This is a genomic window from Streptomyces sp. MB09-02B, from assembly GCF_033794485.1.
Taxonomy (GTDB): domain Bacteria; phylum Actinomycetota; class Actinomycetes; order Streptomycetales; family Streptomycetaceae; genus Streptomyces.
This window is the reverse complement of sequence record NZ_JARGEE010000167.1, coordinates 1-18,713: the sequence shown is the minus strand read 5'-3', so window position 1 is coordinate 18,713 and position 18,713 is coordinate 1. Positions and strand designations below refer to the sequence as shown.

Genomic DNA, 18,713 nt, shown 5'->3' with positions numbered 1-18,713 from the left:
GTGCAGCCCGACCCACTTGATGGAGTCGAAGCCGATGCCGTCCCAGGTGGTGAAGGCCAGCAGGATCGACGCCAGGGCCGTCACCCAGACGAGGGCGACATGCAGGATCGTCGGCAGACCCGCCATCAGACCCAGCGTGAGCCTGTCCCGGCGGGTGAGCAGCCGCCGGTGGCCCTGGGGCACCTTGGTGGCGGTCGTGGAGGTCTTTGCGGCAGGGCCGGAGCCCGGAGGCGGCGTGGCCGCCTCCGGGCTCTCGGTGGGGGTGGTCGTCATGTCAGGAGGTCATCCAGTCGTGAGGACGGTCGATCGTCAGGACGGTCGGCGTCAGGACGCGAAGATCGTCTTCTTCTGCCGCTCGATGGACGAGAGCACGCTGTCGACGCCCTTGGGGTCGCGGATGAACTTCTGCAGCGCCGGCTGCATCACCGTGGAGGTGAAGTCGGGGCGGCTGTCGCGGTCCATGAACTGGGTGAGGCTCTTGGCGCCCGAGATCATCTCGTACGCCTTCTTCTGCAGCGGCGAGTACGAGGAGGTGTCGGCCTTGGTGGAGGCGGCCACCACGTTCGGGTCGGCCTTGAGGTAGATCTGCTCCGCCTCGGGGGTGCCGAGGAACTCCATGAGCTTGACGGCGCCGGACTTGTTCTTCGGGGCCTTGCTCATCATGAAGCCGTCGGTCGGCGCCTCGACGGTGTCCTGCCCGTACGCCGGGTCGATCTCCGGGAAGGCGAAGAAGTCCAGGTCGTCCAGGTCGGCCTTGTTGGTGAACTGCTGGCCCACGAAGGTGCCCAGCAGGTACATGCCCGCCTTCTTCGACGCGAGGGTCTGCGCCGCGTCCTGCCAGGTGCGGCCCACGGCGCCCTCCTGGTGGTACGGCAGCAGCTCGGTCCACAGGTCGAAGACCTTGCGCACCTTGGCGTCCGTCCACGACGCCTTGCCCGCCATCAGCTCGACGTGGAAGTCGTAGCCGTTGGTACGGAAGTTGAGCTGGTCGAAGGTGCCCATCGCCGGCCAGGCGTCCTTGTCGCCGAAGGCGATCGGGACGAGCTTGTCCTTCTGCATCTGCTTGCACAGGGCGATCAGCTGGTCCCACGTGGTGGGAACCTCGTAGCCCTTCTCCTGGAAGACGCTCTTGCGGTAGAAGAGCGCCCAGGGGTACGTGTACAGCGGCACGAAGTAGGACTTGCCGTCCTCGCCCTGGCTGAGCTTCTTCATCGCGTCGGGGAAGTTCCCGCCGATCTTGTCCCACACGTCGTCGATCGAAGTGGCGAGGCCCTTGGCCGCGAAGAACTGCATGCGGTAGCCGGCGAACCAGTGGAACACGTCGTCCGGGGTGCCCTGGAGGTAGGAGTTGATCTGCTCCTGGAACGTGTTGTGGTCCTTGGTGTTCACGTCGACCGTGATCCCGGAGTCCTTCTTGAAGGCCGCGTAGATCTCGGCGAACGCCTTCTTCGGCACCGCGTCCGACGCGTTCGACCCGACGCTGACGGTCTTCGGGTCAGCAGCCGTACCGCTGCCGCCGCAGGCACTGAGCAGGGGAACTCCAGCGCCGAGCGCCGCCGCCCCGCCTATGCCGCGCAGCAGGGTGCGGCGGCTCGTGCCGGGGACGGAGAGACCGGAAGGTGTGAGATGCATGTACGGCTCCCTGGGGGACAGGTGGTTCGGTCTCAATGGCCCTCGCCGGCTACTGATCGAAAACAATCAGAAACCAACTCGACCGAACACGGTGGCCGCCATAACAGCTCCATGTCATGTCATGAGTCAAGACTTCTTGTCCCCCTTTGTTGAAACGTAATCCCTGGTTGTCGAAACGTGACCGTCACACACGTGAGCCACATCACTCACTGACATGCACCCACATACGGACACAGCGCCCGCACGAGCGGCCCCTCAGGCGATCGCACAAGCCCGATCACGACGAGACGCGTGACTGTCCTCGGGCGGAGAGGGCCCTGGTGAGTTTGCGTCGGCGTACGGACGCGCCCCGGTGTCCCTTCCGCCCCGCCGCCCCGCCGTCCCGCGCGCCGGCCCCGTTCGACTGGATCCAGATCCGCACCTCGGTCCCGCCCAGCACCGAGGACCCGATACGCACATCGCCGCCGGTCGACTCGGCGAGGCGGCGCACGATGTCGAGGCCCAGACCGGTCGAGCCGTCGCTGCCGGAGCCCCGGCCCCGCGCCATCGCGGCCTTCGGATCGGCGATGCCCGGACCGGCGTCGGAGACGAGAACGATCACCGCGTCCTCGCCGTTGTGAACGTCGACCGCGAACGCCGTACCCTCCGCCGTGTGCCGGAAGACATTGCCGAGCAGGGCGTCCAGCGCGGCGGCCAGGTCCGCCCGGGCCACGGGTATGCGGACCGGGCGCTCGACGCCGGCCACCCGCCACTTGCGGCCCTCGTCCTCGGCGAGCGCCGACCAGAACGCCATCCGCTCCCGGACCACCTCGGCCGCGTCGCACCCGGCGCCGGGCCCGGCCGCCGCCGTCCGCGGCTTGGCCTCCCGCGCCGTACGGATGATCGTGTCGACCTCCCGCTCCAGCTGCTCGACCGCCGCCCTCGTCTGCTCGGCCGCCGGTCCGTCGCCGAGGGAGGCCGCGTTGAGCCGCAGCACCGTCAGCGGGGTGCGCAGCCGGTGCGACAGGTCCGCCGCCAGCTCGCGCTCGTTCGCCAGCAGCTGGACCACCTGGTCCGCCATCGCGTTGAACGCCACCGCCGCCAGCCGCAGCTCCTTCGGCCCCTTCTCCGGCACCCGCGCGCCCAGCTGCCCCTCCCCCAGTTCGTGCGCGCTCTCGACCAGCCGCCGCGCGGGCCGGACCATCCGCACGCCGAGCCGGTCGGCCACGGCGACCGAGCCGACGACCAGCAGCACGCCCACCCCGGCGAGCACCGCCCACGCCGTGGCGACCCCGTTGCTCACCTCCGACTCGGGCACGTACACCTCGACGACCGCTACCTCGCCGGAGCTGAGCGCGGTGGGCTGCAGCAGCGTGGACCCGCCCGGCGCCCCGGTGGTGGAGGCACGGCCCAGCTTCCGCACGGTCGCGATGTCCTCGTCGGAGGCCCGCTGCCGGCCCAGGTCGAGCGCGGCGGCCCCCGCGCCGTCCGCCGGTATGTGCACCGCCATCCCGTCGTCCGACCCGGCTGAGGCGACGACCCGCTCCAACTGCTCCCGGTCGGTGGTGATGGAGAGCGCCGGGGCGATCGCGGCGGCCTCCCGCTCGGCGCGGGAGAAGGCCCGGTCCCGCGCCATCTCCTTGATGACCAGCCCCAGGGGCACCGCGAAGGCCACGACGACCATCGCCGTCACCGCCAGGCACACCTTGACCAGCGCCCACCTCATGGCCGCACCACCCCGCGCGTCCCGACCGGCGCCCGCCTCATGGCCGCGCCCCCGCCCCTGGCGGCTCCAGTTTCACGCCGACGCCCCGCAGCGTGTGCAGATAGCGGGGCCGGGCCGCCGTCTCCCCCAACTTCCGGCGCAGCCAGGACAGATGTACGTCGATGGTCTGGTCGTCGCCGTACGACTGCTGCCACACCTGCGCCAGCAGCTCCTTGCGCGCGACGACGACACCGGGCCGGCCGGCGAGGAACGCGAGCAGGTCGAACTCGCGCCGGGTGAGGTCGAGTCGTACGCCGTCCAGCTCGGCCTGGCGGCGCAGCGGATCGATCGCGAGCCCGCCGACCCGGATCACCGTGGACGGTGGCACCTCGCCGGCCAGGACCCGGGAGCGGCGCAGCACGGCCGCCATCCGGGCGGACAGGTGCTCGACCGAGAACGGCTTGGTCAGGTAGTCGTCCGCGCCCGCGTTCAGCAGGCGGACGATCTCCGACTCGTCGTCCCGCGCGGTCGCGACGATCACGGGGACGTCCGTGATGCCGCGCAGCATCTTCAGCGCCTCCGAGCCGTCGAGGTCGGGCAGCCCGAGATCGAGGATGACCACGTCGAAGCGGACGTGCGCGACCTCGCGCAGCGCCTCCAGTGCCGTACCGACGCTGCGCACGGTGTGGGCGGCGTCCGTCAGATGCCTGATCAGCGCCGAGCGTACGAACTGGTCGTCCTCGACCACGAGCACACTTGCCATGCGCCGCACCGTACGCCAAACGGGAGAGGCCGGTCGGGGCCTGTGGATAACTCACGCGACCACGGCACAGCCACGACACCACCGGGGCTCGTGGGGCAGTATGGCCGCGATGCGCAGAGGACTGCTACACGTACTGGCCTGGCTGCTCGCCACGGGCGCGGCGGTCACGCTGACGTGGTGGGGCGTCCACACGGTGATGGCCGGCACCGCCTACGACCCGCCCCGCGCCCTGCCCATCACGGCCGCCGACACCCAGGACCGGGGCGCGCCCGCGCCGAACACGCCCACCGCGCTCCCGGAACCGTCACGGAGCGCCGGTGAACAGAAGGGCGGGGGAGAGGACAACGGCGAGGACGGCGACGGCAAGAAGCCGTCCCCCACCGCGTCCGCACCGTCCAAGTCCGCGAAGCCCGGCCCCCGTCCGGGTACGGGCGCCCCGGCCGACCCGGGTGAGGTCAAGGCCTACGACACCGAGGGCGGCCGGGTGGTCTTCTCGCTCGGCGAGGAGGACGCGACCCTCGTCTCGGCGACGCCCGGCTCGGGTTGGTCGATGCAGGTGTGGAAGACCGAGACGTGGATCCGGGTCGACTTCGCCGCCGGTGCGGACCGGGTGTCGGTGTTCTGCACCTGGCACGACAGCGCGCCCCGGGTGGACGTCCAGAACTTCTGAGGCCCGTCGCAGCGGTGGCTCAGCGGAACACCGACGACGGCGGCGGCGGTGAGGCGGTCGCCTCCGCGTCCGTCACCGGCACCGCCCCACCCGTGAAGTCGGTGAGGGCGCGACCGTGTTCGACCCGGCCGGGGTGTGGGTCGGAGGCGGCGCGGCGGGTCAGTTCGGCGATCGGGAGCGGTCGGTCGGAGGCGACGAGCACCGCGTTGCCGAATCGTTTGCCCCGCAGCACGGTCGGGTCGGCGACCAGCGCCAGTTCGGGGAAGACGACGGCCGCGGTGGCGATCTGCGCGCGCAGATGGGCCAGCGGCGGGCCGTCGGCGAGGTTGGCGGCGTAGCAGCCTCCGGGCTTCACCACCCGCCGTACGTCCGCGAGGAACTCCGTCGACGTCAGGTGCGCCGGGGTGCGCGCCGCGCTGAACACGTCCGCGATCACCAGGTCCGCCCACCCCTCGGGTATCTTCGCGAGCCCCTCGCGCGCGTCCGTCGACCGCACCCGTATCCGCGCGTTCGGATCCAACGGCAGCTCCCGCCGGACGAGTTGGACGAGGGCCGCGTCGCGCTCGACGACCTGCTGGGTGGAGCGGGGGCGGGTGGCGGCGACGTACCGGGCGAGGGTGAAGGCGCCTCCGCCGAGGTGCACGGCGTGCACGGGCCGTCCGGCCGGGGCGACCAGATCGATCACATGCCCGAGCCGCCGCTGGTACTCGAAGGACAGATACGCCGGATCGTCGAGATCGACGTGCGACTGCGGCGCCCCGTCGACCAGCAGCGTCCAGGCCCGGGCCCGCTCCCGATCGGGAAGCAGCTCAGCGAGCCCCCCGTCGACCTCCTCGACCACGGCGTCGGCATCCTGCCCACGCCGCCCGCGCCCCTTCTTCGACCTGCCCATGAACCCATTATCGGACGCGGGACACCCTGTGCGCGCCGGGCTCCTGGAGCGCCCCTTCAGGGGCGCGGGGCTGTGTCACTGTGCGGCTCCGCCGCGTGGGCGCGACAAGCCACGACGAACCCGCACCCGCCGACACCCGGAAGCCCTACGCCGAGGCCGCGCACCTCAACGGCAGTTGTCCGCCGCCTCGATCAACCGCGCCGCCTCGCCCAGCGCAGCGCGCAGCACCGTCGGATCCGTCGCGAGGTCCGCCTCCCCCGGCGGCAACAGCCAGCCCGCCCCCTCCGGAGGCGCCAGCACCGCGCCCCGCCCGTCGCTCTGCGTGCACGTGCTCCCCGGTACGTCCCACGCGTCCGCCGTACCGGGCGGCACCAGGAACCCGAGCGTGTCGCACGTGTCGTCGTGCAGCACGGGACCGACCGTCATGACGGGCCCGACCACGTCGAGGGCGCCCCTACGGAGGATGTCGACGGCCTCCAGCCCCTGCCGCGCGGGCACGGTCACCAGGTCGCAATCGGAACGGGCTTCGAGGTGCTTCATCGGGGCCTCCCACGCCTACCAGCGCCCTGCCCAACGCGCCGCCCTGTCAACGGCTACGGCGAAACTGCGCCGCAAAGGATGGCAGTTCATGGCAGATCCAGGATGAGATATCCGGTTTGTAGCCAAACCTCGCGTGGGGGTCCCGATGGGGCGGGTACGTTCTTGCCCCGCCGGACACAGCGGAACCAACCGTGCACCACGCATACAAGTCCTACTGAATCCGGCATGGTTCGACGGTTCGCGAGAGAGGGCCCGGCCATGGCGTCGTCATCGGTGACCTCGTCCCAGTCCCCCCGTCCCCAACGGCCGAATCTCGTCTTCAGGCAGCTGCGCGGGCAGCGTTCGCCGGGCGAGTTCGCCGCCGCGGTACGGCGGGCCGCGCGTGAGATCGGCGAGCGGGTGAGCTGTGACGCGCGGTACGTCGGACGGGTCGAGGCGGGCGAGATCCGCTGCCCCAACTACGCGTACGAACGGGTGTTCCTGCACATGTTTCCCGGCCGAACGCTGACCGACCTGGGTTTCGCGCCCCGCGCGGAGGTACGCGGTCGGGGGGCGCGCCCCACCGACGAGGCGCCCTCTCCTCGCAACAAGAGCCGCTCGCACTCCTCATACGGAACGGGGGGTGAGACGGAAGGGGCGTACGAGCCGTATGACACGCAAGAGATGTACGACATGCAGGACCCGCGGGGCGACACGGGCTATGTGCGCGGCCGGCGGGGCACGCAGCAGGCGTACCAGAACGACGAGGAGAGCGACGTGCAGCGTCGCGCGTTCATGACCGGAGGTACCGCCGCGATGGCGGCCGCCTCCTTCGGCCCCTTCACCCTCGGGGGCGCGGCCTCGGCCGCGACCCGGCCCGTGCACCGGGCGGGCACGGGGGAGGCGGGGGCCCTCGAAGCGGCCGTGCGCAAGATCCGGCTGCTCGACGACCGGCACGGGGCGGACGGGCTGTACCGCAGGGCCTCGGCGCCGCTGCGGGCCGCGTACGCGCTGCTCGACGCGGGCACCACCCGGCAGACCACCACCGACCGGCTCTACGCGGGTGCGGGCGAACTCGCCATCTCCGTGGGCTGGCTGGCCCATGACTCGGGGCGGTTCGACGACGCCCGCTCGCACTACGCGGAGGCGCTCGCCACGGCCCGGATGTCCGGGGACCCGGGTCTCGAGGCGCACGCGTTCTGCAACACGGCGTTCCTGGCGCGCGACGCGGGCCGGCCGCGTGAGGCGGTGCGGGCCGCGCAGGCCGCGCAGCGGGTCGCCCGGCCGCTGGGCTCACCCCGGCTGATGTCCCTGCTGGCGCTGCGGGAGGCGGGCGGCTGGGCGGGGCTCGCCGACCGCACCGGGTGCGAGCAGGCGCTGGCCCGGGCGCACGCCCTGTTCGGGCGGGGGGCCACCGAGGCCGACCCGGAGTGGATGAGCTTCTACGGGGAGGCCGAGTTGGAGGGCCTGGAGGCGCAGTGCTGGTCGACGCTGGGCGACTGGCCCCGGGCGGCCCGGCACGCGCGCCGGGCGGCCGGTCTGCAGAACCCGCACTTCACCCGGAACATCGCGCTCTACACCGCCGAGCTCGCGGACGACCTCGCGCGCGGGGGGCGTCCCGACGAGGCGGCGGCCGCCGGTATGCGGGTCCTCGACCTCCTCGACGAGGTCCAGTCCTCCCGTGTCCAGCAGATGCTGGCCGGTACGGCACGGGTGCTGCTGCCGCACCGGCGGGCATCGGGGGTGTCGGCGTTCCTGGAACGCCATGCGGGGGTCGCGCGGACGGCCTGACCGCCGGTCCGGGCCGGGGCCCGAGTGCCCGGGCCTCAGCCCGCCAGGTGCCCCGTGTCGTTCCAGGACTCGATCGCCGGGTCGCCGTAGGCCCAGCCGAGGACCGACAGGGACGTCGGGTTGAGGCGGACGCGGGCGGCGAAGTCGAGGTCCAGGCCGAGCCAGCGCGCGGCTATGGAGCGCAGGACGTGGCCGTGGGCGAAGACGAGCACGTCGCGCTCGGCGGACCGCGCCCACGCGACCACCTCGTCCGCGCGCGCGGAGAGCTGCTGGAGGGTCTCCCCCTCGGGGACGCCGTCGCGCCACATCAGCCAGCCCGGCCGGAAGGCCTGGATCTCGGCGGGGGTGAGCCCCTCGTACGCCCCGTAGTCCACCTCCATCAGCGTGTCCCACTCGGTGGCGCGGTCGCCGAAGCCGGCCAGATCGCAGGTCTCACGCGCGCGGGACAGGGGACTCGTACGGACGTCGACGCCGGGCAACCCCTCCAGGGGCGCCCGGTGCAGACGCTCCCCGAGGAGCTTGGCGCCGCGCCGGCCCTCTTCGAGGAGCGGGATGTCCGTCCTGCCGGTGTGCTTCCCGAGCAGGGACCATTCCGTCTGTCCGTGCCGGGCCAGCAGGATGCGCGGTGCCATGAGCGACCTTTCCGGGGGACCCTCTGCGAGAAGGGAGAAATGGGAGGCGGATGCTTCCATCATCGCTCACGCTGTCGTGGGGCAACCCGACAGGCGATCCCAGCGTCTTGGACATCGTCTTGCTCAAGGGCCACACCAGCACCACACACAGATGAACATCGACGCATCGACACACACAGACGGGGGAGGACGTTCGGATGCCGCAGACCGAGGCGACCGAGGCACCGGTTACCAGAAGGACCGGTGCACCGGTTACCGAGGCGGCGCCGGGCACGCGGCTCCGCTGGTGGAGAGAGCTGCCGCTGATCCTGCTGGTGTACGGGGCGTACTCGGGGGGCCGCCTGCTGGCCCGCGGCGACACCTCCCACGCCGTCGAGCACGGTCTGGCGATCCTGCGGATCGAGAAGGCGTTCCTGCTCAACGCCGAGCATCCGCTGAACCGTCTGTTCACCCGTGAACCCTGGATCGGGATACCCGCCGACTTCTGGTACGCCTCGCTGCACTACCTGGTCACCCCCGCGCTCCTGGTGTGGCTCTTCAGGTCGCACGCCGTGCGCTACCGCGTGGCCCGCACCTGGCTGCTGACCTCCACCTTCATCGGCCTCATCGGCTTCACCCTGCTGCCCACGTGCCCGCCCCGGCTGCTGGACCCCTCCCACGGCTTCGTCGACACCATGGCCCAGTACAGCTCGTGGGGCTGGTGGGGCGGTGAGGCCAGCGCGCCCCGGGGCCTGGGCGGCATGACGAACCAGTACGCGGCCATGCCGAGCCTGCACGTCGGCTGGGCCCTGTGGTGCGGGGTGATCCTGTGGCGCTTCGGGGGCGGCTCACGGCTCGTGCGGACCGCGGCCGTCGCGTACCCGCTGATCACCACGATCGTCGTCATGGGCACCGCCAACCACTACTTCCTCGACGCGGTGGCGGGCGCCGCCGTGATGGGGGTGGGTCTGCTGGTGACCCCGGTGGTGCTGCGGCTCGCGGACCAGTGGCGGAGCTCGCTCGGCCTCGGCACGGTGGCCGCGAGCCGGTTCGGCGGCGACGGCCGACGGCCCGTGGCGGAGCCCGCGGTTCCCGCCACGGTCGCCTCTCGGGCCTCGATTTCCCCGATTGTCAGTGGTGAGTGCCAGACTTCCCCGGGTGAGCGAATTCCACGGCAGCGGATCACCGACCCCGAGCCGGGTGCCGCCCCCTCGCAGACAGGGGACGGCGCTCCGGCAGCGGCTCGCTGAGCTGCGCGGACCCGAGGTCCCACCCCAGGCTCTGGACGCGCGCGCCCTCGCCGCGCTCGCGGCCAACCCGGGCTGTGACCGCCGCGCGCTGCTGGACGGCGCGGGCGTGAACAAGGCGGTCCTGGCGGGTGCGCTCGGCTCGCCCTCCGCCTTCGGCCAGTCCCAGTTCGCCTTCATGCGGGGCAACGCCTTCGAGGCCCGCGTCAAGGCGGACGGCGGCGCCGAACTGCTGCGGCTGGTGCACGAGAGACTGGACCCCGGTGCCGAGCCGCCGGCCTCGGCGTCGGTCCCCGACCTCGCCGCCGTTGGCCCCGAGGGCCGCGCCGCCCGTACGGCCCTGGCGTTGCGCGAGGCCACGGCGGCCGGCGGCTGGACGCTGCTCGACCACCCCATGCTCGCGCTCGACGTCGCGGGCTCCCCCGCGTTCCTGGAGCCGGACGCGGTGGTGGTCCACCCCGACGGCACCTGGTCGGTCGTCGAGATCAAGTCCTTCCCGATGCTGGACGGTTCGGCGGACCCGGCGAAGGTGGGAGCCGCCGCCCGCCAGTCCGCGGTGTACGTGCTGGCGCTGGAGGAGGTCGCCGCCCGGCTCGGCGGCGAGGCCCGCGGCGGCGCCCCCGCGCCCGAGGTGCGCCACCGGGTGCTGCTGGTCTGCCCCAAGGACTTCACCAACCTCCCGACGGCCGCGGCGGTGGACATCCGCAAGCAACGGGCCGTCACCCGGCGCCAGTTGACGCGCCTGACCCGCATCGAGGAGATCGCGGACGAGCTCCCCGAGGGCACCTGTTTCGCCCCGGACCTCCCCCGGGAGCAGCTGACGACGTCCGTCGAGGCGCTCCCCGCGACCTACGCCCCCGAGTGCCTCGCCGCCTGCGAGCTGGCCTTCCACTGCCGGGCCCGCTCCCGTACGGAGGGCGCGGTGACGTCCCTGGGCCGGGCCGCACGCGCGGAGCTGGGCGGTCTCACGACCGTCGACGACGTCCTGGCGGCGGCCCACGGCCACGCCGGCGACCCGGACGACCCGGCCGTTGCCGCGCTGCGCAGAGCGGCGGAGCTGAGGGCCGAAGCGCTGGGGGCCGCCGGGCTCGGGACCGCCGGGCTCGGCACCGCCGGCGCGCCCCCGGCGGCGGCCACCCTTCCCGGCCAGGCGCCGGAGGGGGTTCCGTGTCGCTGATCGCCACCCTCGCTCGTCTCGAGGCCGTCAGCTCGGGCCGGGCCCAGCCCGCCGCCACCGTCCTGCACCGGCATCTCTCCGCCCACCCCCTCGTCCTCGTGCCGCTCACGACCGCCGGTGAGGCCGGGGCCCCGCTCGGCGCGCTCGTCGGCACCGACCGGGACGCGCCCCGGCTGCTGGTGGTGCCCCAGCCCCGCGACCGTGACCTGCGCTTCGCGTTCCTGGTCGAGCTGGCGGACATCGTCCTGCCGTACGTGGACTCCTACGCGGACGTGGTGGAGGCGGCCGAGCGGAACGAGACCGACCCGGAGACCGGCAAACGCGTCAAGGTCGAGGTCGAACTGTGCGCGGACGCCCCGCAGTTGATCCTGCCGAGCCGGACGGGCATCGACTTCGTACGGCTCCTCGGGCGCTCCATGCGGTTCCGGCGCACCGCCGAGCAGGACCCGGAGGCGCCCCATCCGGCGCCGCCTCGCGTGCCGTTGCTGGGGCGGTGGCTCACGCACTTCGGGGAGCGGGCGCGGGTGCCGGGGTCCTCGCTGCTGCTCGCGCTCACCGACCTGCTGTCGCGGCACTGGGCCACCGGCCAGTCCGGGGTGGAGGACCAGCACCTGGCCTCGCTGCTGGCCTGGATCGACCCGCCGGAGGGCGAGTCGGGCGAGGCGGCGGCGCGGCGGGCCGAGCTGGCGCGGGACGCCGAGGGCCAGTTGCTGTGGCCACCCGCCGGGCCCGCGACCGACCCGGCGTTCGACAACAAGCTGCTGGCCCCGGCCATCGAGCGGTACGACCGGGCGCGGCTCGCGCTGGCCGCCGCCGAGGACGGCCTGGAGGCCGACGACCGGCTGGGGGCGCTGACCGCCGCCGAGCGGGAGATCCGCGCCCTGGTGGAGAGCCGCACCCGGCCCACCTGGGACGCGGTCTGGCACGGCCTGGATCTGCTGCGCGCCCTGCCGGAGGGTGCCCACGCGGCCGACCGGTGGACCCGCGACCGCTGGTCCTTCACCGGCCACCGGGACCGGATCGTCGCCGGGGAGCCCCCGCAGCCCCGTATCGACGACGCGGTCACCGCGGCGAACAAGCTGGCCGCGCGCGAGCGTGAACAGGCCCGTCTCGACGCCCAGGAGGCCCTGGACGACCCCCTCGTGATGGCCGGGCGGCGGCTGTCCGGTGAGGCGTTCGCCGGTGAGGTCGTGGACGTGGTGATGGCGTACAGCGAGGGCAAGCGGCCGAGCCCCCGGCCCCTGGTCACCGTGGAGACGCGGGACCGGCCGCATCTCGGGGAGCGGGCGAAGGTGTACCGCTCGCTGGGCGGGAAGCCGCAGACGGCGGAGTTCGTGGGCCACGAGCCGGGCGACGCTGCCGACGGACGCGAGAGCCTGCTGGTGCTGCGGATCATGGACAAGATGGGGCGGGGCAAGGAGCCCGAGGTGGGGTCGGTCCCCGAGAAGGGAGACCTGCTCTGCTTCACCCTGTTCGAACACGACCAGCGGGGCGGGGCGAAGCTGCCGGACCCGGAGGAGACACCGTGGACGCACGGCGGGCCGCCGGGTGAGCCCGACGCCGTGCCGCTGCCGGACCCGGTGACCGAGGAGGACGTCCTGTGACCCCCACCGAGGCGGTGCTCGACCCCGGGGCGGCGGCGGGCCGTGCCACCGACGCGATCCTGCGCGACACGCTGCACGGCGACGCGCGCGGTGTCGTCGTCGACTCGCCGCCAGGCGCGGGCAAGTCGACGCTCGTCGTCCGCGCCGCGCTCGAACTCGCCTCGGCGGGACGCCCGTTGATGGTCATCGCGCAGACGAACGCACAGGTCGACGACCTGGTGATCCGGCTCGCGGAGAAGGACCCGGAGCTGCCGGTCGGCCGGCTGCACAGCAGCGACAGCGACCCGTACGACAAGGCGCTGGACGCGCTGCCGAACGTGCGGAAGTCGACGAAGGCCGCCGATCTGGCCGGGCTGGACGTGGTGATCTCCACGGCCGCGAAGTGGGCACACGTCAAGGGCGTCGAGCCGTGGCGGCACGCGATCGTCGACGAGGCGTACCAGATGCGGTCGGACGCGCTGCTGGCGGTCGCCGGGCTGTTCGAGCGGGCGCTGTTCGTGGGTGACCCGGGGCAGCTGGACCCGTTCGCGATCGTGGGCAGCGAGCAGTGGGCGGGGCTGTCGTACGACCCGTCGGCCTCGGCGGTGACGACGCTGCTGGCCCACAACCCCGAGCTGCCGCAGCACCGGCTGCCGGTGTCGTGGCGGCTCCCCGCGTCGGCGGCGCCGCTGGTCTCCGACGCCTTCTACCCCTTCACGCCCTTCCGCAGCGGCACGGACCACGGCGACCGGCGGCTCGGGTTCGCGGTGCCGTCGGACGGCTCCGGCCCGGACCGGGTCATCGACGAGGCCGCCGAGTCGGGGTGGGGCCTGCTGGAGCTGCCGGCCCGGCACACCCCACGGACCGACCCCGAGGCGGTACGGGCCGTCGCACTGGTCGTGCGGCGGCTCCTCGACCGGGGTGGGGCGGCGACCTCGGAGCGGTCCGAGGAGCCCGTGCCGCTGACCGCCGACCGGATCGCCGTCGGCACGGCGCATCGCGACCAGGCCGCCGCCGTGCGCTCCGCGCTGGCCGAGCTGGGGGTCGCGGATGTGGTCGTGGACACGGCGAACCGGCTGCAGGGCCGCGAGTACGACGTCACGGTCGTCCTCCATCCGCTCTCCGGGCGCCCCGACGCGACGGCGTTCCACCTGGAGACCGGGCGCCTGTGCGTCCTCGCCTCCCGGCACCGGCACGCCTGCGTCGTGGTGTGCCGGGCGGGCGTGACCGACCTGCTCGACGACCACCCGTCCACCGAGCCGGTCCAGCTGGGGGTGACCGTGAAGTTCCCGGACGGCTGGGAGGCGAACCACGCGGTGCTGGCGACGCTGGCGGAGCACCGGGTGGTGTGGGAGCCCTAGGAAGCGGGGTTGGGCCGGGGCCGGGCGGGGCATTTCGGGGGGCGTGGGTGTGTGCGGGGTGGTGTGCCGGGCGCCGGACGGGCCCGATGCCCACTTGCGCGGTCACGAGAGAATGGACGGTGGCCCTCCTCCGGGGACGCCCCCGGGGACCGGCCGACTGAACAGTCGTACGAGGAGGAGAAGACATGGCGGAGCCCACGTCGCGTCGGAACGAACCGCGGCTGCGGCCCGCACCCCTGCTCTTCGAGCCGGCGGAGGCGGCCGGCGACCCCGAGCACTTCTTCGATCTGGAGTCGATCGACGACCCGCGGGCACTGCTGTCGCGGGCGACGGAGTTGGCGCAGGCGTTCCGGGCGGCGGCGGACCGGGCGGTGGAGTTCCAGGCGATCGCCGCGGCCCAGCTCGCCGATCCCCGGCGCTTCGACCGGCTGACCCCGGCGGACATCGCCGAGCGGGCGGAGTGGACCGAGGACTACGCCAAGAAGATGGTGGAGTTCGGACGGGACCTGTCGCGGGGGCGGGACGTGAGCGGGCCGGAGTCCATCTGAGGGGCTGGGCTGGGCTGGCGCCGTGTCGCTCACCGGCGCTCGCCGGGTGCCACTGCGCCCACCGTGCCCCCCTAGCGGCACGACTGCCCGCAGCGGGATGACTCGGTCGGCATGAAACACCGTCTGGCATATGCCGGGTGGGCAAGATACCCCACTTGCTTATCTCGTGTACCAGTTTCCGGTAACTGCTCGGGGGCGGGTGGTCACGGGCGGTAGATCTAGACGCATGAGCGGTGGAGTGGGGACGGGCAGGTATCCGGAGGACGGGGTCGATGTCGCCGGGGTCACGGCGGAGGGGGCCGCTTGGCTCGCCTCGGCAGGAACGTATCCGCGAAGCACGCTGACGCTATGGGAGGAGAGACCGACCGCACCGGTGGTGCTGCCGTGCGGCTCCGTCTTCGACGTCGTCAGCGTGCCGGCGCTCTTCGGGCGGCGGATGCTCGACCGGTTATGGGCCGAGGGCCCCGGCTCCGGACCGGTCGCCGTCTACCGCGGGCGCGTGCTCCTGTTCGCCGCCCCCGGCACCGCCCAGCGGCTGCCCACCCTCCTGGAGTGGGAGGAGTGGGGCTCCCCCGGCCGCACCGGCGCGATCCCGCCCCTCCTCTGCCACGGCGCCGGCGACGCGGTCACCGTCCCGGCCGTACTGACCCCCGAGGACTCCCGCGGCACCGACGGTTCCGGGGCCCGCGACACCCCCGGTGTCACCCGCCTCGGCTCCCGCTGGCTCGTCGCCCCGGACACCCGGCGACCTTGGCTTCCGGGGCCCGAGGTACTGCTCTGGGCGGCGGTGCGGGCGGCCCGTTCGAGCACCTCCGCGACCGTGCGCGTATCGATTTTTCCTCCCGCCGATCAGGGTGCTAAGGTCTACGACGTCAGCAGGCGCCGCTAGCTCAGTTGGTTAGAGCAGCTGACTCTTAATCAGCGGGTCCGGGGTTCGAGTCCCTGGCGGCGCACGACACGGAAGAAGCCCCTCGCGGAAGCGAGGGGCTTCTTCCGTGCGCCGCTACGCCGGCCCGCCGACCCTCCTCACCCACCGCGCCCCTCACCGCCCCGTCGTGATCCGCACGGTCCACGCGCCGGACGCCGTACGCGCCTCCACGTCCACCCGCACGGACTCCCCCGGCACCGCGAAGCTCTCGCCCACGCGCACCGGCGCGTCCGCGAGGGGCGGGTAGACGGACTCCTCCCAGCAGGCCTCGGTGCGCGGGTGGGCGTCGAGGACCTCCATGGGGCCGCCGCCGGACTCGGCGCCGCTGCGGATGCGGTAGACGAGGACGCCCTGCGTGCAGACGGAGGCGTCGTTCCCGACCGCCCCCCGCGCCTCGATACCGAGCGCGCTGTCGGGACCCGTACGGACGACCGCCAGCTTCGTACCCCGGCCGGGGCCGAACCCACGCACCCCGGCCGCCACACCGGCTCCGGCTCCGGTTTCGCCAGCGTTGCCGGCAGCGCCGCCGGCACCGGCACCCGCACCCCCACCCTCGTTCTCGTGGCCACCAGTTGCCCGTCCTGGGGATACGCGTGCCACGTGCGCCAGTGCACCTGCCCCTCGTGACGCTGCGCCAGCATCGCCGTGAAGGCATACGGGCTGCCGGGGAAGACACCGGCCAGCCCATGGGGATGGTCGGAGACGAGCGCCAGGAGTTCCTGGGCCCGCCCCGCGAAGGACCCCGGCGACAGGACCTCGACCCGGGCCGCGAACTCGTACTCCCAATCACCCACACGTTTGGCCACCCCGAGCGGCAGCGGCATGCTCGATCCCGGGATGCACGCGACCGTCTCCGAACAGTGACTCCCCCGCTCCTCCTCCAGCAGTACCTGGTGGGACGCTCCGAGCAGCCGCAACTGCAGCTTCGCACCAGTGAGTTCGAGGTCGAGCGTGGCGAGCGCGGGCAGCGGCTCGCGCCCCAGGGCCCAGGCGAGGTCTGCCGCGCGCGTGTCGGTGTAGGCGGTGTTCAGGGTCGTGAGCATGGGTCGGCTCCGCAGCGACGCAAAGAGAAGAGGAGTGGGTCCGGCGCACCCCGGTCGGCGCCGGGATCTGAGGTCCGGTCAGCCAGGTCGGGTGAGGACGACGTCCCAGTCGGTCCGGTCAGCCAGGTCAGGCCTGCCGGGAGGGACGTCCGGGGGCTGCGTTGGCGATTTATAGGGAATCATGAACTGTGGCGTAACCACAGCGTTTTTACCCAACTTGACGTGCTTTCCATCCCCCCGAGGGCTGCCCAGCTCAACTGTTCAACCAGGCGTACGCCCCGTCGGCCGACGCGCTCCCCGCGCGCCCACCGAGCCGGGCGCGCGAACTCCGGGGAGCGCCTGCCGGACAACCGGGCCCACCCGGCGTACTCAGGCGTGAAGAGGCGCCACACCGGTGCGCCTGCCCCGTCCTGACGGAGCTACACACGCGAACGCCCGCCGGGAGGTTCGTCCCGGCGGGCGCTCGTGTCGTGGAGCTCGGCTGCCCCGTGTCAGCTGCCTCCACCGCATCCGCCCCCGCCGCCGCCTCCGCAGGAGGACCCGCCGCCGCAGGAGGAGCCGCTGCTGCTGCCGCACGAGGAACCGCTGCTGCTGCCGCAGGACGAGCCACCGCCGCCGGACGACGAACCGCGGTCGTCGTTCGACGAGGAGTGGGACGATCCCGAGTCGCCGACGGCCGCCGCCCCGATCACCCACCAGCTGTTGTCGGAGGCGCTGTTGTCAGCGCCGCTGTCGCCGCGGCTGCTGCGGTACGCGCTGCCGCCCCGGCCGGACGACTGGCGGCGTCGTGCCGCCGTGCGTGCCGCGTTCGCCCTGCCGCGGTTGACGGCCACGACGACCACCGTCACCACACAGACCACCACCAGGATGATGCCGATCACCGCGATCGCGTTCATGGCGTCACCCCTCCCCTCTTGTCCTGAGTCCCCCGAAGCGACCCCCCGTGGGCGCCTCGTTCATGTGCGTGTCGCGGGAGTCCCCCGCCGGTGACTCGCTCGACCCCAGTCGAGCAAGTCACGACCAACATCGAGCAAGCCTCGAACCAAGTCGAGCAAGCCTCGACCTGAGTCGAGCAGGTCCGGAAACCGCGCGCGATCAGCTGCCGCCCCCGACCGCGCGCGGTCAGCTGCCGCCCCCGACCGCGCGCGATCAGCTGCCGCGCCGGCCGCGACGCCTGGAACTCCTGACGACGGCGACGACGATGGCCAGACCGATGGCGCTGAGCACCAGGATGAAACCGACTTCCGCCATGGCCCACCCTCCCCTCTTCCTTGCTTGTGTCCCCCGAAGCGACCCCCCGTGGGTGCCTCGCTCACTTGCGTGTGGCGGGGATGCCCCCGCCGGTGACCGCTCAAAGCGGAGTTGAGCAAGTCCAGAGCTTCGTGCGCGGCGGTACGTCCTCAGCTGCCGCCACCGCAACCACCGCCACCACCACCTCCCCCACCGCAGGAGGACCCGCCGCCGCACGACGAGCCACCACCGCAGGAGAACCAGCCGCCGCCCCCGTGGGACGACCTGTGGGACGACCCGCCGTCCGCCCACCAGCTGCGCCGCCGGCTGCGCCGCGAGCCCCGACCGAGCGACGACACCACACCGACCAGGGCGACCGCGCCCAAGAAGAAGATGAAGAGGACGGTCATTACGCCACCCGCCTTTCGTTTCCCCCGTGCAGACCCCCCGTGGGCCGTGCGTGACGTGGGGATGCCCGGGCGTCTCACCGGTCAAAGCCGAGTTGAGGAAGTCCAGAGCTTCGGCGCAGGATGACGGCCATGACCTCCAGCGCAAGCCCCGCCTCCACCCCTCGCCCGGCGCTCAACCGGCGGCTCGCCGAGTTCGGGACGACGATCTTCGCCGAGATGTCGGCGCTCGCCCTGCGGACCGGGTCGATCAACCTCGGGCAGGGCTTCCCGGACACGGACGGCCCCGAGGAGATCCGCGAGGCGGCGGTACGGGCGCTGCGGGACGGCCGGGGCAACCAGTACCCGCCGGGTCCCGGCGTACCCGAGCTGCGGGCCGCGATCGTCGACCACCAGCGGCGACGGTACGGACTGACGTTCGACCCGGACGCCGAGGTGCTGGTCACCGCCGGTGCCACGGAGGCCATCGCGGCGGCCCTGCTCGGGCTCCTGGAGCCCGGCGACGAGGTGGTCGCCCTGGAGCCGTACTACGACTCGTACGCGGCCTGCATCGCGATGGCGGGCGGGACGCGCGTACCGGTGACGCTGCGGGCGTCCGAGGGGTCGGGTGAGGGGTCGGGCGACGTG

The 18,713-nt window shown here is 72.9% G+C and carries 16 protein-coding genes, 1 tRNA gene and 3 pseudogenes; 10 read left to right on the top strand and 10 right to left on the bottom strand.

Annotated elements, in window-relative coordinates:
* The 4 genes and pseudogenes from P1P70_RS22965 to P1P70_RS22950 form a co-directional block, all read right to left on the bottom strand.
* Positions 1–273 (bottom strand): annotated as a pseudogene (locus tag P1P70_RS22965) (sugar ABC transporter permease); the annotation flags it as partial.
* Between the two features lie 51 nt (positions 274–324).
* On the bottom strand, positions 325–1,632 hold the full coding sequence (locus tag P1P70_RS22960; RefSeq protein ID WP_319240701.1) for an ABC transporter substrate-binding protein: 1,308 nt from the start codon (positions 1,630–1,632) through the stop codon (positions 325–327).
* A 277-nt stretch (positions 1,633–1,909) separates the two neighbouring features.
* A complete protein-coding gene (locus P1P70_RS22955; protein WP_319240699.1) occupies positions 1,910–3,337 on the bottom strand; it encodes a HAMP domain-containing sensor histidine kinase in 1,428 nt (475 codons plus the stop codon).
* Positions 3,338–3,374: 37 nt separating this feature from the next.
* The gene (locus P1P70_RS22950) at positions 3,375–4,079 is read right to left on the bottom strand and encodes a response regulator transcription factor (protein ID WP_319240697.1); all 705 of its coding nucleotides are present in this window, start codon (positions 4,077–4,079) and stop codon (positions 3,375–3,377) included.
* A gap of 100 nt (positions 4,080–4,179) precedes the next feature.
* On the opposite strand from P1P70_RS22950, the gene P1P70_RS22945 reads away from it, so the two are divergent.
* Complete coding sequence (locus P1P70_RS22945; protein WP_319240695.1) at positions 4,180–4,749, top strand: hypothetical protein; 570 nt, start codon at positions 4,180–4,182, stop codon at positions 4,747–4,749.
* Between the two features lie 19 nt (positions 4,750–4,768).
* Here P1P70_RS22945 and P1P70_RS22940 read toward each other — a convergent pair whose 3' ends face one another.
* Together P1P70_RS22940 and P1P70_RS22935 are read right to left on the bottom strand one after the other, a co-directional pair.
* Positions 4,769–5,641, bottom strand: coding sequence for a fused MFS/spermidine synthase (locus tag P1P70_RS22940; protein ID WP_319240693.1), 873 nt, complete (start codon positions 5,639–5,641; stop codon positions 4,769–4,771).
* A gap of 165 nt (positions 5,642–5,806) precedes the next feature.
* Entirely contained in the window at positions 5,807–6,181 is a 375-nt protein-coding gene (locus P1P70_RS22935) for a hypothetical protein (protein ID WP_319240691.1), read from the bottom strand.
* 258 nt (positions 6,182–6,439) lie between these two features.
* Here P1P70_RS22935 and P1P70_RS22930 point away from each other — a divergent pair, with 258 nt between their 5' ends.
* Positions 6,440–7,951 (top strand): hypothetical protein, encoded by a 1,512-nt coding sequence (locus P1P70_RS22930; protein WP_319240689.1) that lies wholly within the window; start codon positions 6,440–6,442, stop codon positions 7,949–7,951.
* A gap of 35 nt (positions 7,952–7,986) precedes the next feature.
* Here the strand turns inward: P1P70_RS22930 and P1P70_RS22925 are convergent, their stop codons facing one another.
* Entirely contained in the window at positions 7,987–8,583 is a 597-nt protein-coding gene (locus P1P70_RS22925; RefSeq protein WP_319240687.1) for a histidine phosphatase family protein, read from the bottom strand.
* Positions 8,584–8,780: 197 nt separating this feature from the next.
* On the opposite strand from P1P70_RS22925, the gene P1P70_RS22920 reads away from it, so the two are divergent.
* The 7 genes from P1P70_RS22920 (at position 8,781) to P1P70_RS22890 (ending at position 15,431) form a co-directional block, all read left to right on the top strand.
* Positions 8,781–9,812 carry a phosphatase PAP2 family protein gene (locus P1P70_RS22920; RefSeq protein ID WP_319240685.1) on the top strand — a complete coding sequence of 344 codons (1,032 nt, stop codon included), beginning with the start codon at positions 8,781–8,783 and terminating at the stop codon, positions 9,810–9,812.
* Positions 9,763–10,986 carry a hypothetical protein gene (locus P1P70_RS22915; protein ID WP_319240703.1) on the top strand — a complete coding sequence of 408 codons (1,224 nt, stop codon included), beginning with the start codon at positions 9,763–9,765 and terminating at the stop codon, positions 10,984–10,986. Before P1P70_RS22920 ends, P1P70_RS22915 begins: the two co-directional genes overlap by 50 nt.
* The gene (locus P1P70_RS22910) at positions 10,977–12,590 is read left to right on the top strand and encodes a hypothetical protein (RefSeq protein ID WP_319240683.1); all 1,614 of its coding nucleotides are present in this window, start codon (positions 10,977–10,979) and stop codon (positions 12,588–12,590) included. The genes P1P70_RS22915 and P1P70_RS22910 overlap by 10 nt, the downstream gene beginning before the upstream one ends.
* Complete coding sequence (locus P1P70_RS22905; protein ID WP_319240681.1) at positions 12,587–13,930, top strand: AAA family ATPase; 1,344 nt, start codon at positions 12,587–12,589, stop codon at positions 13,928–13,930. Before P1P70_RS22910 ends, P1P70_RS22905 begins: the two co-directional genes overlap by 4 nt.
* 185 nt (positions 13,931–14,115) lie before the next feature.
* Entirely contained in the window at positions 14,116–14,478 is a 363-nt protein-coding gene (locus P1P70_RS22900) for a hypothetical protein (RefSeq protein WP_319240679.1), read from the top strand.
* Positions 14,479–14,704: 226 nt separating this feature from the next.
* Complete coding sequence (locus tag P1P70_RS22895) at positions 14,705–15,367, top strand: bifunctional DNA primase/polymerase (RefSeq protein ID WP_319240676.1); 663 nt, start codon at positions 14,705–14,707, stop codon at positions 15,365–15,367.
* A tRNA-Lys gene (locus P1P70_RS22890) sits at positions 15,358–15,431 on the top strand. The genes P1P70_RS22895 and P1P70_RS22890 overlap by 10 nt, the downstream gene beginning before the upstream one ends.
* A gap of 89 nt (positions 15,432–15,520) precedes the next feature.
* On the opposite strand, the pseudogene P1P70_RS22885 reads toward P1P70_RS22890, so the two are convergent.
* The 3 genes and pseudogenes from P1P70_RS22885 to P1P70_RS22875 all read right to left on the bottom strand — a co-directional run.
* A pseudogene (locus P1P70_RS22885) lies at positions 15,521–15,925 on the bottom strand (peptidase M6); the annotation flags it as partial.
* A pseudogene (locus tag P1P70_RS22880) lies at positions 15,913–16,449 on the bottom strand (DUF2617 family protein); the annotation flags it as partial. The pseudogenes P1P70_RS22880 and P1P70_RS22885, both read right to left, overlap by 13 nt.
* A gap of 491 nt (positions 16,450–16,940) precedes the next feature.
* Positions 16,941–17,345 (bottom strand): hypothetical protein, encoded by a 405-nt coding sequence (locus P1P70_RS22875; RefSeq protein WP_319240674.1) that lies wholly within the window; start codon positions 17,343–17,345, stop codon positions 16,941–16,943.
* A gap of 864 nt (positions 17,346–18,209) precedes the next feature.
* Here P1P70_RS22875 and P1P70_RS22870 point away from each other — a divergent pair.
* Positions 18,210–18,713: aminotransferase class I/II-fold pyridoxal phosphate-dependent enzyme (locus P1P70_RS22870; RefSeq protein WP_319240672.1), on the top strand; the 504-nt coding region annotated here is incomplete at its 3' end.